28 protein-coding genes and 1 tRNA gene are annotated in these 22,486 nt (G+C 59.3%); 20 read left to right on the top strand and 9 right to left on the bottom strand.

Translation table 11 applies throughout. The annotated features are described in order from the left end of the window. Positions 1-36 precede the first annotated feature (36 nt). Positions 37-342, top strand: coding sequence for a YkgJ family cysteine cluster protein (locus tag ATH90_RS03935; protein WP_034102020.1), 306 nt, complete (start codon positions 37-39; stop codon positions 340-342). Between the two features lie 133 nt (positions 343-475). Here ATH90_RS03935 and ATH90_RS03930 read toward each other — a convergent pair whose 3' ends face one another. From ATH90_RS03930 to hemA, 6 genes are all read right to left on the bottom strand, one after another. Further along, entirely contained in the window at positions 476-994 is a 519-nt protein-coding gene (locus ATH90_RS03930) for an acyloxyacyl hydrolase (protein WP_034102018.1), read from the bottom strand. 112 nt (positions 995-1,106) lie between these two features. Next, on the bottom strand, positions 1,107-1,901 hold the full coding sequence (gene murI / locus ATH90_RS03925) for a glutamate racemase (protein WP_098465749.1): 795 nt from the start codon (positions 1,899-1,901) through the stop codon (positions 1,107-1,109). Continuing rightward, complete coding sequence (locus ATH90_RS03920) at positions 1,894-2,649, bottom strand: molybdopterin-synthase adenylyltransferase MoeB (protein WP_069021606.1); 756 nt, start codon at positions 2,647-2,649, stop codon at positions 1,894-1,896. The genes murI and ATH90_RS03920 overlap by 8 nt, the downstream gene beginning before the upstream one ends. Next, entirely contained in the window at positions 2,643-3,473 is an 831-nt protein-coding gene (gene prmC, locus ATH90_RS03915; protein ID WP_034102014.1) for a peptide chain release factor N(5)-glutamine methyltransferase, read from the bottom strand. Before prmC ends, ATH90_RS03920 begins: the two co-directional genes overlap by 7 nt. Then, positions 3,474-4,556, bottom strand: a complete 1,083-nt coding sequence (prfA, locus tag ATH90_RS03910; RefSeq protein ID WP_034102013.1) for a peptide chain release factor 1 — start codon at positions 4,554-4,556, stop codon at positions 3,474-3,476. It abuts the gene before it with no gap. Beyond that, positions 4,553-5,842, bottom strand: a complete 1,290-nt coding sequence (gene hemA, locus ATH90_RS03905; protein ID WP_034102012.1) for a glutamyl-tRNA reductase — start codon at positions 5,840-5,842, stop codon at positions 4,553-4,555. Before hemA ends, prfA begins: the two co-directional genes overlap by 4 nt. A 182-nt stretch (positions 5,843-6,024) precedes the next feature. Between hemA and ATH90_RS03900 the strand changes: the two genes are divergently transcribed. The 19 genes from ATH90_RS03900 to ATH90_RS03815 all read left to right on the top strand — a co-directional run bounded on the left by ATH90_RS03900 (position 6,025) and on the right by ATH90_RS03815 (position 20,323). Continuing rightward, positions 6,025-7,749: a tetratricopeptide repeat protein gene (locus tag ATH90_RS03900; RefSeq protein ID WP_098465748.1), complete on the top strand. Its 1,725-nt coding sequence runs from the start codon at positions 6,025-6,027 to the stop codon at positions 7,747-7,749. A gap of 4 nt (positions 7,750-7,753) precedes the next feature. Continuing rightward, a complete protein-coding gene (gene lolB, locus ATH90_RS03895) occupies positions 7,754-8,371 on the top strand; it encodes a lipoprotein insertase outer membrane protein LolB (RefSeq protein WP_069021609.1) in 618 nt (205 codons plus the stop codon). 49 nt (positions 8,372-8,420) lie between these two features. Then, positions 8,421-9,224, top strand: coding sequence for a 4-(cytidine 5'-diphospho)-2-C-methyl-D-erythritol kinase (ispE, locus tag ATH90_RS03890; RefSeq protein WP_189655511.1), 804 nt, complete (start codon positions 8,421-8,423; stop codon positions 9,222-9,224). A gap of 36 nt (positions 9,225-9,260) precedes the next feature. Further along, positions 9,261-9,335 (top strand) — tRNA-Gln (locus ATH90_RS03885). Between the two features lie 46 nt (positions 9,336-9,381). Beyond that, positions 9,382-10,323, top strand: coding sequence for a ribose-phosphate pyrophosphokinase (locus ATH90_RS03880; protein WP_003208392.1), 942 nt, complete (start codon positions 9,382-9,384; stop codon positions 10,321-10,323). 137 nt (positions 10,324-10,460) lie between these two features. After that, positions 10,461-11,060: a 50S ribosomal protein L25/general stress protein Ctc gene (locus ATH90_RS03875; protein ID WP_034102008.1), complete on the top strand. Its 600-nt coding sequence runs from the start codon at positions 10,461-10,463 to the stop codon at positions 11,058-11,060. A 167-nt stretch (positions 11,061-11,227) separates the two neighbouring features. Continuing rightward, positions 11,228-11,812, top strand: coding sequence for an aminoacyl-tRNA hydrolase (gene pth / locus ATH90_RS03870; protein WP_010213318.1), 585 nt, complete (start codon positions 11,228-11,230; stop codon positions 11,810-11,812). Positions 11,813-11,833: 21 nt separating this feature from the next. Next, a complete protein-coding gene (gene ychF / locus ATH90_RS03865) occupies positions 11,834-12,934 on the top strand; it encodes a redox-regulated ATPase YchF (protein WP_034102007.1) in 1,101 nt (366 codons plus the stop codon). Between the two features lie 316 nt (positions 12,935-13,250). Further along, positions 13,251-14,174, top strand: a complete 924-nt coding sequence (locus tag ATH90_RS03860) for a sigma 54-interacting transcriptional regulator (protein ID WP_098465746.1) — start codon at positions 13,251-13,253, stop codon at positions 14,172-14,174. 105 nt (positions 14,175-14,279) lie between these two features. Continuing rightward, positions 14,280-14,519: a hypothetical protein gene (locus ATH90_RS28965; protein ID WP_141537458.1), complete on the top strand. Its 240-nt coding sequence runs from the start codon at positions 14,280-14,282 to the stop codon at positions 14,517-14,519. Positions 14,520-14,620: 101 nt separating this feature from the next. Further along, positions 14,621-14,989, top strand: a complete 369-nt coding sequence (locus tag ATH90_RS29505) for an EscI/YscI/HrpB family type III secretion system inner rod protein (protein WP_237142783.1) — start codon at positions 14,621-14,623, stop codon at positions 14,987-14,989. A 6-nt stretch (positions 14,990-14,995) separates the two neighbouring features. Then, entirely contained in the window at positions 14,996-15,793 is a 798-nt protein-coding gene (gene sctJ, locus ATH90_RS03850; RefSeq protein ID WP_098467642.1) for a type III secretion system inner membrane ring lipoprotein SctJ, read from the top strand. Beyond that, positions 15,790-16,347 carry a type III secretion protein gene (locus tag ATH90_RS03845; protein WP_098465745.1) on the top strand — a complete coding sequence of 186 codons (558 nt, stop codon included), beginning with the start codon at positions 15,790-15,792 and terminating at the stop codon, positions 16,345-16,347. The genes sctJ and ATH90_RS03845 overlap by 4 nt, the downstream gene beginning before the upstream one ends. A gap of 2 nt (positions 16,348-16,349) precedes the next feature. Further along, complete coding sequence (sctL, locus tag ATH90_RS03840; protein WP_098465744.1) at positions 16,350-16,955, top strand: type III secretion system stator protein SctL; 606 nt, start codon at positions 16,350-16,352, stop codon at positions 16,953-16,955. A 45-nt stretch (positions 16,956-17,000) separates the two neighbouring features. Further along, positions 17,001-17,219, top strand: coding sequence for a hypothetical protein (locus ATH90_RS03835; RefSeq protein WP_028618740.1), 219 nt, complete (start codon positions 17,001-17,003; stop codon positions 17,217-17,219). Between the two features lies 1 nt (position 17,220). After that, complete coding sequence (locus ATH90_RS03830; RefSeq protein WP_098465743.1) at positions 17,221-17,613, top strand: zinc-binding metallopeptidase family protein; 393 nt, start codon at positions 17,221-17,223, stop codon at positions 17,611-17,613. 12 nt (positions 17,614-17,625) lie between these two features. Further along, on the top strand, positions 17,626-19,761 hold the full coding sequence (sctC, locus tag ATH90_RS03825) for a type III secretion system outer membrane ring subunit SctC (protein WP_034102001.1): 2,136 nt from the start codon (positions 17,626-17,628) through the stop codon (positions 19,759-19,761). Then, the gene (gene hrpT, locus ATH90_RS03820) at positions 19,758-19,961 is read left to right on the top strand and encodes an HrpT family type III secretion system protein (RefSeq protein ID WP_098465742.1); all 204 of its coding nucleotides are present in this window, start codon (positions 19,758-19,760) and stop codon (positions 19,959-19,961) included. The genes sctC and hrpT overlap by 4 nt, the downstream gene beginning before the upstream one ends. 11 nt (positions 19,962-19,972) lie before the next feature. After that, complete coding sequence (locus ATH90_RS03815; RefSeq protein WP_034101999.1) at positions 19,973-20,323, top strand: hypothetical protein; 351 nt, start codon at positions 19,973-19,975, stop codon at positions 20,321-20,323. On the opposite strand, the gene sctU is transcribed toward ATH90_RS03815, so the two are convergent. Genes sctU through sctS form a run of 3 tightly spaced genes read right to left on the bottom strand, consistent with a single transcriptional unit; the run spans position 20,324 to position 22,480 of the window. Next, a complete protein-coding gene (sctU, locus tag ATH90_RS03810; protein ID WP_034101998.1) occupies positions 20,324-21,421 on the bottom strand; it encodes a type III secretion system export apparatus subunit SctU in 1,098 nt (365 codons plus the stop codon). Beyond that, the gene (gene sctT, locus ATH90_RS03805; protein ID WP_098465741.1) at positions 21,418-22,206 is read right to left on the bottom strand and encodes a type III secretion system export apparatus subunit SctT; all 789 of its coding nucleotides are present in this window, start codon (positions 22,204-22,206) and stop codon (positions 21,418-21,420) included. Before sctT ends, sctU begins: the two co-directional genes overlap by 4 nt. Before the next feature lie 10 nt (positions 22,207-22,216). Then, entirely contained in the window at positions 22,217-22,480 is a 264-nt protein-coding gene (sctS, locus tag ATH90_RS03800; RefSeq protein ID WP_016977094.1) for a type III secretion system export apparatus subunit SctS, read from the bottom strand. Positions 22,481-22,486 lie beyond the last annotated feature (6 nt).

Genomic DNA, 22,486 nt, shown 5'->3' with positions numbered 1-22,486 from the left:
CACGGGCGTCCTTCGCTTGCCTTACACTGCGTGCCTATGACAAACATCCCCCACACCCAAATCGCCGAACCCACCGTCACCTGCTCGACGTGCGCGGCCTGCTGCTGCCAGCTGGAAGTCATGCTGATCACCGACACGGGCGTGCCGGAGCGTTATATCGACACCGATGACTGGGGCGGCGAAGTCATGCTGCGCCTGGACGATGGCTGGTGCGCGGCGCTGGATCGGGACACGATGATGTGCACTATCTACGAGCGACGGCCGCTGATCTGTCGGGAATTCGAGATGGGAGCGCCGGAGTGCTTGACCGAGCGCGAAGGCATTGCAACAGCGTATCGCTGATCGTAAATACGGCGAAAATCAAATGTGGGCGTTGGCTTGCCTGCGATGCAGGCGCCTGGGTGTGTCAGTCACACCGAGGTGATGCTATCGCAGGCAAGCCAGCTCCCACAGTGTTTTGCAGTGTTCTTGAGCGTTACAGCGGCAAGGTGTAGTGCAACGAGTAGCTCTCTACCCCATCGTTGTTGCTGCTGATGCCCGCATTGGAGTAATGCGTGGCACGAATACCCACTTCATGCCCGCCGGCGAAGCGCAGGCCGAAGCCCAGGCGGTCTTCGAACTGGAAAGCCTGGCCGATGTTGTTGTCTTCCAGTTTGGTGCGGGAGAACACCGCTACCCCGATCCCGGCTTCGATGTAAGGCTTCACCGATTCCCCGGCGAATTCATACACAAATACCGGCGAGAACGACAGGCTGCTGGCGCTGGCGCGCTTATCACCGTCCCAATAGGTATAGGCACCGCTCCAGTAACCGGTCAGTCGACCGGTATTGCTTTGCAGCCAGCTTTTATCCCAGTCCGATGTCAGCCCCAGCCGATAGGTCATGGTCGAATCGCTCGTGCCCCCGACACCCAATTCCAGGCCCGCGGCCTGTGCCGAAACAGAGTGCCCCACTACAGCGGCCGCAATCGCAGCCAAACAGAACAAGCGCTTCATAAGAAACATCCTTTCCAAACGAAGTTATAGGGTTGTAAACAGGCTATCTCGCTATAGAAGCTGGCGTGTAGTCAGAAGTTCCAGTCAATAACCCCGGATTTTCACGAAATTTTCACGCACCGAAGCTTCGCACAACGCCGGAATATTTCCATAGTGTTGGTAGGATATTTCTTAGGTGATACACATCGCCGCTGGTCCAGAACTGTGCAGGTTCGGGATTACCGACGGCCAGCAGGTCTCGCTCACCCAGCAAACGCTTGAGCTGGCGGGCCACGGCGGCGCCGGTGTCGATGAGCACGATGCTCGAAGGAAGCATCTGCGCCAGAAGCGGCTTGAGGAAGGGATAGTGGGTACAGCCCAGGATGATGGTGTCGCAACCCGCGCTGAGCAGTGGTTCGATGTACCCCTGTAGCAACTGACGCAGGGCTGGACTGCTCAGGTCACCGCTTTCAATCAGCTCCACCAGGCCTGGGCAGGGTTGGGTGATCACTCGCACATCGGTGGCGAAACGGTCGAGCAAGGCGGCGAACTTGGCGCTTTGCAGCGTACCGGTGGTGGCAAGCACCCCCACGACCCCACTGCGAGTGGCCGCAGCGGCAGGTTTGACGGCGGGCTCCATGCCCACCAGGGGCCAATCGGGAAAATCCTCGCGCAGGTCGGCGACTGCGGCGACGGTGGCCGTGTTACAGGCAATCACGAAGGCCTTGGCGCCCTGCTCCCGGAAAAACGCCGCGACTCGCCGCGAACGCTCAAGGATAAACGCCGGGCTTTTCTCGCCGTAGGGGATGTGCCCGCAATCGGCCACGTACAGCAGCGATTCGTGGGGCAACAGCTGTTGGATTTCATCCAGCACGGTCAACCCGCCGATTCCGGAATCGAACACACCGATCGGCGCACTCTTAACCATGTTGTGTCCCGCACACGCTGCAACCGGGGTCTCGCTTGACACGCAGTTCGCGAAAACGCGTGGTCAAGGCATCAATGAGCAACAGGCGACCCACCAGGGGCTCACCAAAACCCGCCAGCAGTTTCAGGGCTTCCAGGGCTTGCAGGCTGCCGACCAGCCCCACCAGCGGACCGATCACGCCGGCTTCGCTGCAGGTGAGTTCGGTGTCGCTGCCGTGCCCGTATAAACAGTGGTAGCACGGGCTGTCGGTACGCCGCGGGTCGAAGACCGACAATTGCCCTTCCAGGCGGATCGCCGCACCGCTGATCAATGGCTTGCCGGCGGCGACGCAGGCGGCATTCACCGCTTCACGGGTGGAGAAGTTGTCGCTGCAATCGAGTACCACGTCCACCGCTGCCACCGCGGCGGCCAGGGAGTCGGCGTCCAGCGCGGTACGGTGGGCAACCAGTGTGATTTCGGGGTTGATGGCGGTCAGCCGGCGCTGGGCCGAGTCGACCTTGGTCTGCCCGACACTGTCCGTGTCGTGGATGATCTGGCGCTGCAGGTTGGTCAGGTCGACCGTGTCGAAGTCCGCCAGATGCAACGCACCCACACCGGCAGCCGCCAGGTACATCGCGACGGGCGCGCCCAGGCCGCCAAGACCGACGATCAACGCACGGCTGTTTTTCAGGCGCAATTGGCCTTCGATGTCGACATGCTGCAACAGAATCTGTCGGCTATAGCGCAACAGCTCCTGATCGGTCAGCACGGCCGACGCCCCAGGGTAATGCGCTCGTGACCGCCGAGGTCGATACGGCTGTGAACCTCGTCAAAGCCCTCACTCAGCAGCAGGTCGCGCACGGCCGGGGCCTGGTCGTAACCATGCTCCAGCAGCAGTCGCCCACCCGCATTGAGGTGAGCGGGGGCTGCTTTGATGATCAGGCGCAAGTCGTCCAACCCATCATGCCCGGACACCAGGGCGCTGGCAGGCTCAAAGCGCACGTCACCCGCCACCAGGTGCGGATCGTTATCGGCGATATACGGCGGGTTGCTGATGATCAGGTCATAGCGATGACCTTGCAGCGCGCTGAACCAGTGGCTGTTCAGCACCGTGGCGTTATTGAGGTGCAGGCGCTGGCGATTGCGTTCGGCCAGGGCCACGGCTTCGAGCACACGGTCGACTGCAGTCACCTGCCAGGCCGGGCGCTCGCTGGCCAGGGCCAGGGCAATGGCGCCACTGCCGGTGCCCAGGTCGAGGACCTTGGCCGGCGTGGCAGGCAACAATTGCAGGGCGGCTTCTACCAGCAATTCAGTGTCCGGACGCGGGATCAAGGTATGGGGCGCAACCTCCAGGTCCAGCTTCCAGAAACCTTGCTGACCGAGGATATAAGCCACCGGCTCACCGCCGCGACGGCGCTGCAGGTAGCCGGCAAAGGTCAGCGCGTCTTCGCTGCTGACGATTTTTTCCGGCCAGGTGTGCAGGTAGCTGCGGGATTTACCCAGGGCAGCGGCCAGCAACAACTCGGCATCCAGGCGTGCGGTGGGCGAGTCGGGAAGGTCGGCGGCGCGCAGCAGGCTGGCGATGATGGTCATTTATTCCCCTATCGCCGCCAGTTGATCGGCCTGGTACTCGGCGAGCAACGGTTCGATCACGGCGTCAACACCACCGGCGAGAATTTCGTCCAGCGAGTAAAGCGTGAGGTTCACCCGATGGTCGGTGACCCGGCCCTGGGCAAAATTATAGGTACGGATACGCTCGGAACGGTCGCCCGAACCCACCAGCAACTTGCGCTCGCTGGCAATCGCATTGGCGGCAGCGCTGGTCTGCTGGTCATTGAGCTTCGCCGACAGCCAGGACATGGCCCGCGCACGGTTCTTGTGCTGGGAACGCTCTTCCTGGCACTCCACCACAATGCCCGAGGGCAAGTGGGTGATACGGATCGCCGAGTCGGTCTTGTTGACGTGTTGACCACCAGCGCCCGACGAGCGGTAGGTGTCGACGCGCAAGTCGGCCGGGTTGATCTCGATGGCTTCCTGTTCATCCGGCTCCGGCAACACCGCGACCGTACACGCCGAGGTGTGGATACGGCCCTGGGATTCGGTTGCGGGCACGCGCTGTACGCGGTGTGCGCCGGACTCGAACTTGAGCTTGCCATAGACGTTGTCGCCTTCAACCCGCGCGATGACTTCTTTATAGCCGCCGTGCTCGCCTTCGTTCTCGGACAAGATCTCGACACGCCAGCCGCGACGTTCGGCATAGCGCGAATACATGCGGAACAGGTCGCCGGAGAAGATCGCCGCCTCGTCACCGCCAGTGCCCGCACGAATTTCCAGGAACACATTGCGACCGTCATTGGGGTCCTTGGGCAGCAACATGCGCTGCAGGTCGCCCTCCAGTTCGGCCAGTTTTTCCTTGGCCTCGCGGACCTCTTCCACGGCCATTTCGCGCATGTCCGGGTCGCTGTCCTTGAGCAGCGCCTGGGCGCCTTCAAGGTCGGCCTGCACCTTGGTCAGGTTTTTGTAGGTGGCCACAATCGGCTCAACTTCGGCGTATTCCTTGGAATAGGCACGGAATTTGGCCTGATCGGAGATGACCTCGCCATCGCCGAGCAAGGCGGTCAGTTCTTCGAAACGGTCCTGGAGCACGTCCAGTTTATTGAGCAGTGACGCTTTCATTGCGGTTTTTTATCCGAAGAGCTATCTGACGCGCCCTCACCGAGGGCAAAGAGTTCCTGGGCCATGGCCAGCGCATCAAGGCGGCCTTCGGCGGTAAGCTTTTTCAATTGTACGCTGGGTGCGTGGAGCAACTTGTTGGTGAGGCCACGCGCCAGTTGCATCAGCACTTCTTCGGCGCTGCTGCCGTTGGCCAGTAAGCGCTGGGCCTTGATCAGTTCCTCGTCGCGCAGGCGTTCGCCTTGCTGACGATACGCCTTGAGCACGTCCACCGCTGCCAACTCACGCAGGCGCACCATGAAATCTTCGGCGCCGGTGCTGACCATTTCCTCGGCGGCCTGGGCAGCGCCCTGGCGGCTCTTGAGGTTCTCGGCCACCACTTCGTGCAGATCGTCGACGCTATAGAGGTAAACGTCGTCCAACTCGCCGACTTCGGGCTCGATATCCCGTGGAACGGCGATGTCCACCATAAAGATGGGTTTGTGCTTGCGCAGCTTCAATGCGCTCTCGACCGCGCCCTTGCCCAGGATCGGCAACTGGCTGGCGGTGGAGCTGATGACGATATCGCTGCGCACCAGTTCGGCAGGGATGTCCGACAGCAGCACAGCATGCGCGCCAAACTGCTCGGCGAGGATGCTCGCGCGCTCCAGGGTACGGTTGGCCACCACGATGCGCTTGACCCCCAGGTCATGCAGGTGGCGGGCGACCAGGGTGATGGTCTCGCCTGCGCCGATCAGCAAGGCCTGGCTGCGTTGCAAGTCACTGAAAATCTGTTTGGCCAGGCTGACCGCGGCAAACGCCACGGACACCGGGTTTTCGCCGATGGCGGTGTCGGTGCGGACCTGCTTGGCGGAATTGAACGTGGCCTGGAACAGGCGACCCAGCAGCGGACCGACGGTGCCGGCCTCACGCGCCACGGCGTAGGCGGACTTCATCTGGCCGAGGATCTGCGGTTCGCCCAACACCAGCGAATCGAGGCCCGCCGCCACGCGCATCATGTGACGAACTGCCGCATCCTCTTCGTGCACATAAGCGCTCGCGCGCAGGTCGTCGAGGTTCAAATGGTGGTAATCGGCCAGCCAGCGCAGCACGACATCCGCCGAAAGATGTTCCTGCTCTATATAAAGCTCGCTGCGATTGCAGGTCGAAAGGATCGCAGCTTCGCGACTGTCGGTAAGCCGGCAGAGCTGCTGCAGGGCCTCAACCAACTGCTCTGGCGTAAACGCCACGCGCTCGCGCACGTCTACGGAGGCAGTCTTGTGGTTAATACCGAGTGCGAGGAAGGCCATTCAATATCGCTGATGATGTCGGGAAGCCGACAATTGTCCTACTTCGAAAGATTCAGAACAACCACCGTCGTCTATTGTCCTAATGCCTTGTGTCTATAAAGGCACCCATTGAGACTCGGTTATGTTTGGCCGAAGGCTTGTGTCATGATGATCCGACCGCAGGTTAGTCGTCCTCTTCCTATATGAATAGATCTTCCGCGTTGCTCCTTGCTTTAGTCTTCCTCAGCGGCTGCCAGGCCATGGCACCCGTGTCGCCGGACGGTACCCCGCCGGTGGAAGACAGCACCCCAGCCCCTGAAAAGCCCAAGGTTTACTCCTCGTTCACGGAAGAAACGGTGTACAGCCTGCTGACCGCAGAGCTGGCCGGCCAACGCAATCGCTTCGATATTGCGCTGGATAACTACGTGACCCAGGCGATCAACACCCAGGATCCAGGGATTTCCGAGCGAGCCTTTCGCATCGCCGAGTACCTGGGCGCTGACCAGGCTGCGCTGGACACGTCGCTGATCTGGGCAAAAAACGCCCCGGACGATCTGGAAGCACAACGGGCGGCGGCCATTCAACTGGCACGGGCCGGGCGCTATGACGACTCCATGGTCTATATGGAGAAAGTCCTGCAGGGCAAGGGCGATACCCACTTCGACTTCCTCGCACTGTCGGCTGCCGACACCGACCAGGACACCCGCAATGGGCTGATGAACAGTTTCGACCGCCTGCTGCAAAAGCACCCGAAGAACAGTCAGCTGATTTTCGGCAAGGCATTGTTGCTGCAACAGGACGACGAAGCCGACGCGGCGCTGAAGCTGCTGGAGCAGAACCCGCCAGAAGAAGGCGAAATCGCCCCGATCCTGCTGCGCGCACGCCTGCTGCAGAACCTCAATCGCGGCAAGGAAGCCATTCCTCTGCTGGAAAAAAGCATCAAGAAGTACCCGGATGACAAGCGCCTGCGCCTGACCTACGCACGCATGCTGGTCGAACAGGACCGCATGGAAGACGCCAAGGTGCAGTTCGCCAACCTGGTGCAGCAATACCCGGACGACGACGAGCTGCGCTACTCCCTGGCGCTGGTGTGCCTGGAAGCCAAGGCCTGGGACGAGGCCAAGGGGTATCTCGAAGAGCTGATCCAGCGTGAAAGCCATGTGGACTCGGCACACCTGAACCTCGGTCGCATCGCCGAAGAACGCAACGACCCGCAAGCTGCCCTGCTCGAATACGCACAGGTGGGCCCCGGCAATGACTACCTGCCGGCCCAGTTGCGCCAGGCCGATATCCTGATGAGCAACGGCCGTACCGACGAGGCGGAAAAACGCCTGGCCGCTGCGCGGGATGCCGAACCAGACTATGCGATTCAGCTGTACCTGATCCAGGCCGAGACCTTGTCGGCCAACAATCAGGGCGAGCGAGCCTGGAAACTGCTGCAACAGGCCCTGCTGCAATTCCCCGACGATTTGAACCTGCTGTATACCCGCGCCATGCAGGCGGAAAAACGCAATGACCTGGCGCAGATGGAAAAAGACCTGCGCTTGATCATCAAGCGCGACCCTGACAACGCCATGGCCCTCAACGCCCTGGGCTACACCTTGTCCGACCGCACGACGCGCTACGACGAAGCCAAGGTGCTGATCGAGCAAGCCCACAAGCTCAATCCGGAAGACCCGGCCGTCCTCGACAGCCTGGGCTGGGTGAATTATCGCCTGGGCAACCTGGACGAGGCTGAACGCTTGCTGCGCCAGGCACTGGAGCGCTTCCCCGACCAGGAAGTCGCCGCCCACCTGGGCGAAGTGCTGTGGGCCAATGGCAAGCAGCGCGAAGCACGCCAGATCTGGGAAAAATTCCTCAAGGAACAACCCGAAAGCCCCATTTTGCGCGGCACCATCAAACGCCTGACCGGCTCCGAGACCCTTTAAGCTTATGTTCTTGCGCCACCTCGTTGTTTTCAGTTTCATCGCCCTGCTCGCCGGTTGCGCGGGCATAGGCAGCCGCGAATCCGTTGAAGGCCAGGGCAACCCGGCCCAATGGAAGCAACACAAGGATCAGCTCAGCAGCATCGACGGCTGGCAGATCGAAGGCAAAGTCGGTGTTCGCGCACCGAAAGACTCGGGTAGCGGCACCTTGTTCTGGCTGCAACGCCAGGACTACTACGATATTCGCCTGTCTGGCCCACTGGGCCGTGGCGCAGCCCGCCTGACCGGTCGCCCAGGGCAAGTGAGCCTTGAAGTGGCCAACCAGGGCCGCTATGAAGCGACCTCGCCAGAGGCCCTGCTGGAAGAGCAGATTGGCTGGAAACTGCCGGTGTCCCATCTGGTCTGGTGGGTGCGCGGCCTGCCCGCGCCTGACAGCAAGAGCCGCCTGGGCCTGAACGGCGATAGCCGCCTGGCGACCCTGGAGCAGGACGGCTGGCAGGTTGAGTATTTGAGCTACGTGGAACAAAGCGGTTACTGGCTGCCGGAACGCATCAAGCTGCATGGCCCCGACCTTGACGTCACGCTGGTGATCAAGGACTGGCAACCGCGCAAGCTGGGGCAATAACGTGTCCACACCAACATTGACCCTGCCCTCCCCGGCCAAACTCAATCTGATGCTGCACATTCTGGGGCGTCGTGAAGACGGCTATCACGAGTTGCAGACACTGTTTCAATTTCTCGACTACGGCGATGAACTGACCTTCGCCGTGCGCGACGATGGCGTGATCAAGCTGCATACCGAATTCGAAGGCGTCCCTCACGACAGCAACCTGATCGTGAAGGCGGCGAGAAAACTTCAGGAGCACTCCGGTTGCTCGCTCGGCATCGATATCTGGATCGATAAAATCCTGCCCATGGGCGGCGGTATCGGTGGCGGCAGCTCGAATGCCGCCACGACTTTGCTGGGCTTGAACCACTTGTGGCACCTGGGCTGGGACCACGATCGCCTGGCTGCGCTGGGCCTGACGCTGGGTGCGGACGTGCCGGTTTTCGTGCGTGGGCACGCGGCTTTCGCCGAGGGCGTGGGCGAAAAACTCACCCCGGAATACCCCGAAGAGCCGTGGTATGTCGTGCTTGTTCCGCAAGTATCTGTAAGTACAGCAGAAATTTTTTCAGATCCACTGTTGACACGTAACTCTCCTCCCATTAAAGTGCGCCCCGTTCCCAAGGGAAACAGTCGAAATGACTGCTTACCGGTTGTAGCAAGGCGTTATCCAGAGGTACGTAACGCTTTGAATTTGTTAGGTAAATTTACCGAAGCAAAATTAACCGGAACTGGAAGTTGTGTGTTTGGGGGCTTCCCAAGCAAAGCTGAAGCTGATAAAGTCTCGGCCCTTCTTACAGAGACCCTTACAGGGTTTGTAGCAAAAGGAAGCAACGTTTCGATGTTGCATCGCAAGCTGCAAAGTCTGCTCTAAAGGAACCGAGTGTTAGGCACTCGTTGCAACAGATACAGGGGCGTCGCCAAGCGGTAAGGCAGCAGGTTTTGATCCTGCCATGCGTTGGTTCGAATCCAGCCGCCCCTGCCATTTTCCTATACTCATCCAGGTTACCCTCAGCCTCTAGGTACTGCGCGTGTCCAAGATGATGGTCTTTACGGGGAACGCTAACCCCGATCTGGCTCGACGTGTCGTACGTCAGCTGCATATCCCTCTCGGTGACATCTCTGTCGGTAAGTTCTCCGACGGCGAAATTACAGCCGAGATCAATGAAAACGTCCGCGGTAAAGACGTCTTCATTATTCAGCCGACTTGCGCTCCGACCAACGATAACCTGATGGAACTCGTCGTGATGGCTGATGCCTTCCGCCGCTCCTCAGCGACTCGAATCACAGCTGTAATCCCTTACTTTGGTTATGCCCGTCAGGATCGCCGTCCGCGTTCTGCACGTGTGGCTATCAGCGCGAAAGTCGTTGCTGACATGCTGACCGTGGTAGGTATCGATCGTGTTCTCACGGTTGACCTGCACGCTGATCAAATCCAGGGGTTCTTCGATATTCCAGTAGATAACATCTACGGCTCCCCTGTACTGGTGGATGACATCGAAGATCAGCGCTTTGAAAACCTGATGATCGTGTCCCCGGACATTGGCGGCGTCGTGCGTGCACGTGCTGTTGCCAAATCCCTGGGCGTGGACCTCGGGATCATCGACAAACGCCGTGAGAAAGCCAATCACTCTGAAGTGATGCATATCATCGGTGATGTCGAAGGGCGTACCTGTATTCTGGTTGATGACATGGTCGACACCGCCGGCACCCTGTGCCATGCGGCGAAAGCCTTGAAAGAGCACGGTGCCGCTAAAGTCTTCGCCTACTGCACACACCCTGTGCTGTCTGGCCGAGCGATCGAGAACATCGAGAATTCCATGCTGGACGAACTGGTGGTGACCAACACCATCCCGTTGTCCGCTGCTGCTCAAGCCTGTTCGCGTATCCGTCAACTGGATATCGCACCGGTTGTTGCCGAGGCGGTTCGCCGTATCAGCAATGAAGAATCGATCAGCGCGATGTTCCGTTAAGGGTCAAACCTTCGGTCCATCCCACTGACGAAAAGCGCCCCGCCCCGACATTCTGTTGGGGCGGGGCTTTTTTGCCCATGTCGAGTCTGGCGCTGGTCGCAAACGCCGCTCGATGATGGCTATTTTGGAGATACAACATGAACGACTTTACTCTGAACGCCCAAGCGCGTACTGACCTGGGGAAAGGTGCGAGCCGCCGCCTGCGTCACGCCGCCAACATCCCAGCCGTTGTATACGGTGGTAACAAGCCTGCTGAATCCGTGACCATCCTGGCCAAGGAAATCGCCAAGCTGTTCGAAAACGAAGCTGCCTACAGCCACGTTATCGAGCTGAACGTCGACGGCGCCAAGCAGAACGTCATCGTTAAAGCGATGCAGCGTCACCCTTCCAAGCAGTTCATCATGCACGCTGACTTCGTTCGCGTTGTAGCTGGCCAGAAACTGACCGCTATCGTGCCTGTGCACTTTGTGGGTGAAGAAGCTCCGGTCAAGAAAGGCGGCGAGATCTCGCACGTCCTGAACGAAATCGAAGTGACCTGCCTGCCGAAAGACCTGCCTGAGTTCATCGAAGTCGACCTGTCGGCTCTGGAAATCGGCGCGATCGTTCACCTGTCCGACCTCAAAGCCCCTAAAGGCGTTGAATTTGTCGCACTGGCTCACGGTGATGACAAAGCTGTTGCCAACGTTCACGCTCCACGCGTTGCTCCAGAAGCTGAAGAAGAAGGCGCTGCAGAGTAATCCACTCTGTATTGCCGGAGCTTGAGGAAACATCGCGGACCGAAACGTAGCGAGAAAGCGGGCGATAACGCGACGTTTACTCTTGAGTAAATGATGTAGTGTTGTCCACTTTCGCCGCACTCAGGTCTGGCGATGTTATCCACAACTCCAAAGGAAGGGCCCCTGTCGTGACTGCCATTAAACTGATCGTTGGCCTGGGAAATCCAGGCGCCGAATACGAACAGACCCGGCATAACGCGGGGGCCCTTTTTGTTGAGCGCATCGCCCACGCCCAAGGTGTGAACCTGGTGGCCGATCGCAAATATTTTGGCCTGACCGGGCGCTTCTCGCACCAGGGTCAGGATGTTCGTCTGCTGATTCCCACCACCTACATGAACCGCAGCGGCCAGGCTGTCGCGGCGCTTGCGGGCTTCTTCCGGATCAAACCCGAGGAAATCCTGGTGGCCCATGACGAACTGGACCTGCCACCCGGTGTTGCCAAGCTCAAGCTGGGCGGCGGGCATGGCGGGCACAACGGCCTGCGCGACATTATCGCGCAGTTGGGTAATCAGAATAATTTCTACCGCCTGCGGCTCGGCATTGGCCACCCAGGCGTTGCCAGTATGGTTTCAAATTTCGTCCTGGGTCGTGCGCCACGCGCCGAACAGGAAAAACTCGATGCCAGCATCGACTTTGCCCTCGGCGTGCTGCCGGATATCTTCGCCGGTGAATGGAACCGCGCGATGAAAAACCTGCACAGCCAGAAGGCCTGACTCTTACCGAGGGGAAACACCATGGGATTCAATTGCGGCATCGTCGGCCTGCCCAACGTCGGCAAATCCACCCTGTTCAACGCCCTGACCAAGTCCGGTATTGCAGCGGAGAACTTCCCCTTCTGCACCATCGAGCCCAACAGCGGTATCGTGCCTATGCCCGACCCGCGCCTGGAGGCTCTGGCGGCCATCGTCAACCCCAAGCGCATCCTGCCGACCACTATGGAATTCGTCGACATCGCAGGCCTGGTAGCCGGCGCGTCGAAAGGTGAAGGCCTGGGCAACAAGTTCCTGGCCAACATCCGCGAGACCGACGCCATCGCCCACGTGGTCCGCTGCTTTGAAGACGAGAACGTGATCCATGTCTCCAACAGCGTTGACCCTAAGCGCGACATCGAGATCATCGACCTGGAACTGATCTTCGCCGACCTCGACAGCTGCGAGAAGCAACTGCAGAAAGTTGCACGTAACGCCAAGGGCGGCGACAAGGATGCCGTGGTCCAGAAAGGCCTGCTGGAGCAACTGATCGCTCACTTCACCGAAGGCAAGCCTGCGCGCAGCCTGATGAAGAACATGGGCGCTGACGAGAAGGCCGTGATCAAAGGCTTCCACCTGCTGACCACCAAGCCTGTGATGTACATCGCCAACGTTGCTGAAGACGGTTTCGAGAACAACCCGCTGCTGGACGTGGTCAAGGCCATCGCTGACGAAGAAGGCGCCATCGTTGTTCCGGTGTGCAACAAGATCGAAGCGGAAATCGCCGAACTCGATGACGGCGAGGAAAAGGACATGTTCCTCGAGGCCCTTGGCCTGACAGAACCTGGCCTGAACCGCGTAATCCGCGCCGGCTACGAGATGCTCAACCTGCAGACCTACTTCACCGCTGGTGTTGAAGAAGTCCGCGCCTGGACCGTCAAGGTCGGTGCCACCGCACCACAGGCCGCCGGTGTGATCCACACTGACTTCGAAAAAGGCTTTATCCGCGCCGAAGTGATCGCCTACAACGACTTTATCCAGTACAAGGGCGAGGCCGGTGCCAAGGAAGCGGGCAAATGGCGCCTGGAAGGCAAGGAATACATCGTTAAAGATGGCGATGTGATGCACTTCCGTTTCAACGTGTAATCGCCACCCGCGGTTTACGCCGAATATAAAAAGCCGATGCACTGCATCGGCTTTTTTGTGGGCGACGACTTTACGAATACTCTGACACAACAGATCAGTCTAAATATCAACGGTTTTCAGACTCCGCCTACTCTCCCCTGCACCGCTCTACTTAATACAATCAGCACCCGAAAACTATCAAACTTATCCCACATGACTTCGGCAACTAATCACCCTGAGGACCGGTGATAACTGTTATAAAATTCGCTCTATTGTGCAGAGCCTGCACGTTGTCTTTTCGACAGTGAAGCAAGAGCGAGTATGGAGTAATCATCCGATGTCGGCGCTTGACCACATGGAAAACGAAACAAGCACCTCACTCATTGAAGACGCTGACATTGAACATGTCTTGAGCAGCACTGCCCCCCTCAACGTTGACATCCTGTTGCTGGGAGAAACCGGCACCGGCAAAGATACCTTGGCACAACGCATTCATCGGCTATCAGGACGACGGGGCAACCTGGTCGCTGTCAATTGCGCAGCCATTCCAGAGACCCTGGCGGAGAGTCAACTGTTTGGAGTCAACAGCGGCGCATACACCGGCGCCGTGCAATCTCGGGCAGGCTTCATCGAAGCCGCGCACCTGGGCACCTTGTACCTGGATGAAATCGACAGCTTGCCGCTCTCGCTCCAGGCCAAGCTGCTGCGAGTACTGGAGGCCCGTGGCGTCGAGCGCTTGGGTTCGACCCGCTTCATCCCGGTAGATATGCGCGTTATAGCGTCTGCCCAGCAGCTGCTGCACAAAATGGTCGAGCGAGGAACGTTCAGGCGCGATCTTTATTTCCGCCTGAATGTGGTCACCATCCAGCTCGCGCCCCTGCGTGAGCGCCGTGAACGCATTATCCCTTTATTCTTGAGCATGCTCAGGCAGGAGGCCGAGCGTTTCAAACGCCCACCACCGTCACCGCCCTGCACGCTGCTGCTGCAGCTGCTTGGCTATTCCTGGCTGGGTAACGTGCGTGAATTGCGCTCGGCCGCCAAGCGCTGCGTACTGGGACTGCCACCGCTGTGTGGGCCGGCCATGCCGGATGAAGGGGTCGAGATAGGCCTCAAGGGCCGCCTTCAACAGATTGAAAAGACGCTGATTGAAGAGTCTCTGCAGCGGCACGAACACAATGTGGACAGTGTGGCCGTCGAGTTAGGCGTGGCCAAACGCACACTTTACTACCGAATGAAACACCTTCATATTTCGTTGGATTAAACCCCAGGCCACCAACTAATAATTCGAAACATTTGCACGGAAAACTTCAGGAACGCCATCCACACCAATGGCCACATAGTTAGTGCCAGCAGCGATTCAAACATTATGAATCAAACTGGTAAACCCACTATCTTTATTGCAGGCATCCCTGGAGAACACCCAATGACGATACCCTCTAACACTGGCTTTAACCCTTATCCGGTTGGCAATGGTTATGGCTCAGGCGCACCGAGTTTGGAAGAAACCACCGAAGGGTCTAAAGAAGACAACAAAAAGATCGCAGAGTTGGGTCGAGAAGCCAGGTGGCAAACCGGCTTGAAGAGTGTTGCTGACACCTACCGTTAAGAATGGCCAGCTTCCCCGAGGCAATCAGTCGGGGAAGTTTTCTACACCGGCGACGCTTACCCAGCGTCGCCCTCCTGAGCCCTTGATGCAAAAGGTCTGGCATGCAAATCAAAACCGTTTTTTCCGCAGAGCATGACGACACTGGCAGCGCACACAGATCAGTTGAATATTCACCCTCACCGTCTGCCGATATCCATCACTTCACCTCAGCCCTGGCACAGCCAACCGCCCCGGCTGCCACCACGCACCGGGCTGAACGGACCAGCCTGCTGGCAGACGCATCAGACGCGCTCGCTCACTCAACAGAGCGCATGGGCAAAAGTTTGCGCGCCCTCAGTAAAAAAAATAACGAGCGTGCGATGCGGGACTACCCCAGCCACCTTTCCAACACCTTGCTGCTGACCCACATCCTGGTCAAGGGTGTCGGTAAAACCGCCCAAGGCCTCGATAAAATCAGCAATCTGCAGTAGATGGGCATGAAGTCCCTCCTCCCCGCTCTGCTGCTTTTATGGCTCGCCTTCTTGCTGAACGGTTGCAGTGAGCGCGTCGAACTCCACCGCCAACTATCCGAACAAGAAGCCAACGAGGTCATTGCCGAATTGGCTGACAAGCATATCCGCGCACAAAAAGTGCCTGCTAAAGACGGTGTTGTCGTGGTCGTCAATGCCGTCGACATCGGTCGTGCCGTGCGGACGCTGGAGGCGGTCGGGTTGCCCAAGGTCGCACGTACCACACTGGGCGATACGTTTCGCAAGGACGGCGTCATTTCAACACCGCTGGAGGAGCGGGCTCGGTACATCTATGCCCTGTCCCAGGAACTTGAGGCGACCTTGTCGAACATTGACGGTGTCATCGTCGCCCGGGTGCATGTGGTGCTTCCAGAGCGCATCGCGCCGGGAGAACCGGTGCAACCGGCCTCTGCTTCGGTGTTCATCAAGCATGATCCGCGGCTGGACCCCGACAATATCCGTTCTCGGGTTCGCCGAATGGTTGCCAGCAGCATCCCGGGAATGTCCACGGCGGTGGATAACCCGCAAAAGCTCACGGTGGTCTTTGTGCCTTCAATCGCCTATCAAGAGCAACGGCAGCTGGCGTATTTCGGGCCGTTCTTGATACCCGCAGATGACCTCGGCTTTTGGCGCGCCAGCATGACCCTTACGTTGGTTGCGATCGTGATGGCGACGGCCGCGTTACTCTTCCTGCGCAACCGGCGACAGCGGGCAATCCAAGTGGCAGCCGGCTACTCCGATAATTCGCAAGCGACCAACCCGTGAGTGAACACCTGGGCTGGGCGCAATGGTGGGCGCGTCCCTGGAGGTCGGCGCACGATGACTGGCGTACCCTCGGCGCCCCGGTAATCAACGCGCTGTGCCTTATCGATGCCTCCGTGAACTGTACCGTCGAAGGGATTACCCCCGGCCTGCCCCCTGCTCCTCACCCCACGCTGCTCAAGCTGGCCTTGGCGTCGGCTTCGGAGCTCGACTTCGTGCTCGACCTGATTGACAGCATTTGTAGGCCGCACACCACCACCGCTTTGCAGGAGGATCATCACCTGTGGTGCAAGCGAATTGCCAAGGCCCTGCCCCCGCAAACACTGTTACCTGCAGACGATCCTTTGCAGCTGCTGCGTGCATGGGTTGAGCCTCCCGTCTGGCAACGCCTCCGATTGCGCTTTTGCCTTGCGCGTGTGCTCGAACTGGAAAGAAGCCACCGCCCATACGCCGGCGATGCGAGTCGCCTGGATACCCTGTGGCAAGCCGTGGTGTGGCGCATGACAACACGCGCCAGCACTCGCTTGGTGCCTGCGCCCCACGCAATGGACAACTGACGATGCTCTGCCGACGCAAAATCACGCTGCCGCCGGACGCCCATAGCCTGTCGCACGGGCTGATCCCCAGAGAGGTGCTCGCTGACTGCACCCAAGCCGAACACCTGTTGACCCGCGCCAAGGCTCAGGCTGACGCGTTGCTCAACCGCGCACAACTCAGCCGCGAGGCGCTTTTGGAGCAGGCGGGCCAGGCGTTCTGGCAACGTGCCAACGCACAGATGCATCGATGGGAAAACGAGCGAAAAGCAATGTGCGACAACCTGGAGCGGTACATCACAGGGGTCGCCAACCAGGCGATCAGGCACCTGCTTGACGAGACGCCGCAGCCACAACGCCTGGCAGCGCTGCTCAAGCAATTGCTGGCAAGCCAGGTCCCGGAGGTGAATGCGGTCCTGTTGTGTCATCCACGGGAAATCGAGGCACTCAAACATTGCCTCAGCCGCCATGACGCCGCGCGTTGGAGACTTCAGCCAGACGACACCCTCAGCACTCAAACCCTCGTTCTGAAAACCGACGAAGGCGACTTTCACATCAATTGGGCCTCCATGCTTGCCCCGTTTTCCAAAGAAGGTGATCAGGCTGGCCTGGCGCAATCAACTTGGAACTGAATAGCCAGCACTGACCACAGAGGTGAGGTCTATCAGGAGAGAATCATGGACTTCTATAACGGCTTCAAACGTGAGCTTCTGGGCCAAGTTAAGGCTGACACCCTGCGTTATAAAACCATCGAACAGTCCCCTGCGGAAACCTCAGAGGACATGCTGATGTTTTACGAGAGCATGTTTAAAAGGCATCACTCCGATTGGGCGTTCAACGAGCACAGCCGGGTCAACCACATGCTGTTCAAAACCGCACTGGACGGTGTGCCATAAGTTGGAAGATCAACTTATTGACTGGTTGGGCAGCGACGCGGAACAGATGCTTGTCCTCGAGAACAACGACGAAATCCTACTGAAACGTCACGGCGGCGCGGTGTTGATCTGCGTCCAACTGACGTCCTGTCGGCCGGATCACGCACCGTTGCACTGTTGGCTGCGGTTGGGTGCGGCCAGCCTGAATCACTTTCAAGGCTCGCTCGCCCAAGCGCCCGACAGTGGCGCGCTCTGGTTGGTCCAATGCCTGCGCACTGACCCTCACGGGACGTCGTTACTCAACAGCCTCGAAGCCCTGCTCAACCAACGCGACACGTGGCGCTCGACGGTCGTGCGCCTTGCCCTGCCGGCTCATCAATCCAAACCTACTTCGTTACGTTCGCTGTCGTATTAACCAGAGAACTCTATGTACAACAAGACCCACCGTTATAACCGCATGCCTACTGCCTTGCCCGGAACATCGTCAAGGCTTGCCACCTGGCGTTGCCTGTTCACACTCCCCTGGTTGCTGATGCCCGCGCAAAGCGTCCTGGCCGCCATTCCCCCGGAATGGAAAAACACCGCCTACGCCTATGAGGCCGAACACAAACCACTGCGGGAAGTCCTCGAAGACTTCGCCCAGACCTTTGGCACGCAATTGCAAATCGAGGGCCTGCTGGAAGGGGACGTCAACGGCAAGATCCGCGCGAACACCCCGCAGTCCCTGTTGGACAGGCTAGGTGTCGAGCACCGTTTCCAGTGGTACCTGTATAACAACACGCTCTACATCAGCACGCTGGATCAGCAGGAGTCAGCACGCCTGGAGGTCTCATCAGAAACGATTTCCGACCTCAAGCAGGCGCTGACCGATATCGGCCTGCTCGATAGCCGTTTCGGATGGGGCGAGTTGCCCGAAGACGGGGTCGTACTCGTCTCCGGCCCCAAGCGCTATATCGAACAGATCAAGCAGTTCAGCAGCCAGCGCCGCTCACCGGACGAAAAACAGAGCGTGTTGAGTTACCCGTTGAAGTTTGCCAATGCGACGGACCGCCAGGTGGATTACCGCGGAGAAAAACTCAACATTCCGGGTGTCGCCAGCATTTTACGCGGGCTGCTGGAACCACGCGCTGCCTCTACGCTCACGGGGCTGAACCCACGCCCATCATCTCAACCCGCGCCTCTCACGCCCAATGTGCCGCGACTGGGCAACCCGCTACTGGGCCAAATGCTCGGTACACAGGGCAACACCGGGCCAGTGGACGCAGCCCCCGCATTGACGCCGAGAGCACCGGTACCCGCCAGCCGGATCCGCGTCGAAGCCGATGTGCGCAATAACGCCGTGCTCATCTATGACCTGCCGGAACGCCAGGCGATGTACCGCGAACTGATCACCCAGCTCGACGTTGCGCGAAAGTTGATCGAAATCGACGCGATCATACTCGACATCGAGCGTACGCAATTGCGCGAATTCGGGGTGAACTGGGGTTTCCAGAACAGCCGCTTCCGGGGCGGCGTCAACATGGCACCCGGCACATCGTCGCAGTTGTCGATTGAAAACCGCGACCGTTTCTACGCCGACATCCGCGCGCTGGAAGAGAAGGGACTGGCAACCATGGTGTCGAACCCATCGGTGCTGACCCTGGAAAACCAACCGGCGGTGATCGATTTCAACCGCACCCAGTACCTCACTCCAGGCAGCGAAAACGCAACCATTCTACCCGTCACCGTGGGCACCAGTTTTCAGGTCGTGCCCAGGGTCACCACCAGCCGCGGCGGTCACCAGATCCATTTGGCAGTGGACATTGAAGATGGCAATTTCGACGCGACCAACCCTGACCCCAACCACCTTGATGTACGCCGCGGCAAAGTCAGCACCCAAGCCGTGATGGCGGAAAAGCGCTCGCTGGTGGTCGGCGGGTTCCATGTCACCGAAAGCACCGACAAACAAAGAAAGATTCCCCTGCTGGGCGATATTCCCCTGCTGGGCAAGGCACTGTTTTCCTCGACGGAGCGCCAGAACAATCGACGTGAACGCCTGTTTATCCTCACACCCCGCGTTATTGGGGACCAGGACGACCCGTCTCGCTATTTGCCGCAGGCCGACCAGGCCGAGTTGCAAGCCGCCCTCACACCGCTGGCCAGGCGGATTTCACCGCACGAACCGGTGATCAAGCGCAGTGACATCATCGGCACCCTGGCACGTATGGTCAGCGGGGAAGTGCCCAAAGCGTTCAACTCGGCGCCAATGCCTCTGGGACTGAACAGCTTGTGCAGCACCCGTGACTTGCTGGCGCTCAATACCGAGCGCAGCCAGTGGTACGCAGGCCCGCATTACAACGTGGCGGTCGTGGTGTTGCGCAACCAGTTCAAGCGCAACGTACGGATCGACGAAAAAGAGTGCAGCAACTCGCAGACCCTGGCGGTCACCGTGTGGCCGCGCGCCTGGCTCAAGCCAGGCGAAGAAGCCGAGGTGTTTATCGCCATGCGTCCGGTGGTGAAAGACGAACACCTCAGCGTGCCCCGCCCCTCCTTGATCACTCCAGCCCGGAAGGCCACGCCATGACACACAGCTTGTTGTACGTCCCCCTGATCTTCGCAGTCCTGCACCTCGCCGGTTGTACACCCACCTGCAAAGGTGATTCATGCTCACGCCCACAGTCGACCCAGGACAAGATGGTGATCTGGTGGCCGCCGCAGATGCGCGTCGAACCTGGGCCCGCCGGCGAGCGGCCGGATTACCAGACAGTGTCGCTGGAACGGTGAAGATTCAAGGTATGCCCGACGATCGACGCCAGGCATTCCTGGACGACCTGGTGAGCGGCACTGCCGCTCACCTGTCCCTCGCGCCCGGTATCAAGGTAGGCGCACTGAACGCTGGAAATTGCCCGGGGCTTGCCCTGCACGTCGCTCGTGAAGCGTTGCAGGCCGGGCAATTGCAGCGCGTGCTGGAGCGACGCTTTGAGCAAGCGTTGGCGTTCGACGGCTGCTTTATTTACCTCGACGCCCAGAACGCCCTGGTGATCTGGCACGCGCTGCCGGCACTGCACAGCGCACGCGACAAGGTCCTCAGCCGGATGCTGACACTGGCAAACCTGCAAGCCCTGGATACGGGTTCAGGCCGCTGATCAACGCTGCTCAAGCTCCGGCAGTTCGAGGGTTTCGCGCTTGGCATCAGCATCGAGCTCGCGCAAGGTGCGGTAAATCAGCGCCACCGCCTGCAAGGTTTCGCGGGGGATGCTTGCCCCCCGTTTTTTCGTGTAGAGCGTGCGGGCCAGCCATACGCACTGGATCACCGGCACCTCGGCGGCCTTGGCGCGCTGGATCAGCTTGCGGGCCTCGGCATCCGTGCCCTTGTCGACCAGTAACGGCAGCGGCGTTTTACCCGGGCGGTAATACAAGGCAACAGCAAAGTGGGTCGGGTTGACCACCAGCATGTCGGCCTCCTCCAACTTGGGCAACTTGACCTTGGGTTCTTCCTGGGCCAATTGATACGCCAGCGAGCGCCGTTGTCCCTTGACATGGGGGTCACCTTCCATGTCCTTGTACTCTTTGACGACCTCCACTTGGGTCATGCGCATGCGCTTGGCAAAGAAGTGCTTTACCAGTACCAGGTCGATGAGCGCCAGCACCAGCAGCATGCCAAGACAGACATGCAGCAGGTGACGAAACAGCGCAATCAACGCCAGCAGGTAACTTTGCAGATCACTGGTGGCCAGGTTGATCAGCGTGCCCAATGAAGGACGGATCACGACATACAGGATCAACCCGATAAGTGCTGCCTTCACGACACTCATCAATAGGTTCATCAACTGCTGGGCAGAGAACATTTGCTTGATTTGGCTGACCGGATTGAGGCGATTGAAATCCAGCTGCAGGGTCTGCGGTGCAAACAGCAACCCGAACTGCATCCAACTGCTGATCAGCTTGGTGGCAATCGCGACCCCGGCCATCAACAAGGCAAATGAGAAAAACATCACCAGCCCCTCAAACAGCACTTCTTCCAGCGCTCGCGCAAAGGGTTGCGTCAGGCGTGACATCGGCAGCAGCATCAATTGCTGGAAGCGTTGCAGGCTGGTCTCGGCGGTGAACAAGGCAATCTCACTGATCGCCGTCAGCACCAGCAGCTTTGCAACATCCTGGCTTTGGGCAACCTGGCCTTTCTTGCGTTGGTCACGCAGTTTCTTGGCTGAAGCCGGGTGCTTCTTTTCGCCGGAATCACTCATGGGCTTGCCACCTTGATCAAGAGTCTCAGCGAATGCTTCAGGTCGCCCAGCAAGCCCATGCGCCCGACAATCAGGTCCTGCAGCAGCGCGAAGTACAGCAGCAGAATACCGATACCCGCCAGGCATTTGACCGGTGGCGCCAGCGTGCTTACCTGCAATTGCTGGCTGTAGACCCCCAGTAACGCGATACCGAACTCCAGCAACAGCAACACCGCGATAAAGGGCGCGGCGTAGAGCATCATGTGGGTGAAGGTATCGCCCAGCAGGTCGATAAACACGTTCATTCCATTCGCCGTCGGCAGTGGAAACCACACCGTGGGAGGCCAGATCAGGTAGCTGTCCCAGATCACCTGGGTCAACGTCCCCAACCCAAGGCTGACCATCAGCAGGAAAATCGCAAGCTGCTTGAACAAGTGCCCGATCGGCGTCGCATCCGGTCCCAACGAGGGGTTGAGCTGGCCGCCAGCCAAGGCGCCGCGCTGATTATCCAGCAGCGCCCCCACTGACTCGAACATCCAGAATGGCATCGCCAGCAGCACGCCCAGCAGAATGCCCAGGGCCGCTTCCTTGAGCACCAGCGCCCCCAGCAGCATTGCTGAATAGTCCTGGCCGGCTAGCGCCGCATGAATAGCCGGTGCAGGCACCAATGCCATGACCATCACGATCGTATGCCTGGGCATGCCACGTATATGCTGAAAACAGAACGCCGCCACCAGGATCCCGCAGGGGTAGATCCGCGCCATGCCGATCAACAGGCTGGGCAGATACTCGAGATAAATCAGCACGGGCAGGACCTCAGTTCAGGGCCGAGCGGCCGATCATGTCGAAGGTCAGGTTGATCAATTGGATCAACTCCACGCCAATCCATCGGCCGGTCATGATCAGCGTGATGCCCACCGCCACCAGCTTGATGCCAAACGGCAGCGTCTGGTCCTGCACCTGCATCAGCGCCTGTACCAGGGACGTCAGTACGCCCACCACCACCGCCACGATCAACGGCGGTGCCGACAACACCACCACCAGCAACATGCCTTGCTTGAACAGCACGATCGGTTCCATAAGCCA

This window comes from Pseudomonas lurida (assembly GCF_002563895.1).
Lineage (GTDB): Bacteria > Pseudomonadota > Gammaproteobacteria > Pseudomonadales > Pseudomonadaceae > Aquipseudomonas > Aquipseudomonas lurida.
This window is presented reverse-complemented; position numbering and strand designations above follow the sequence as displayed.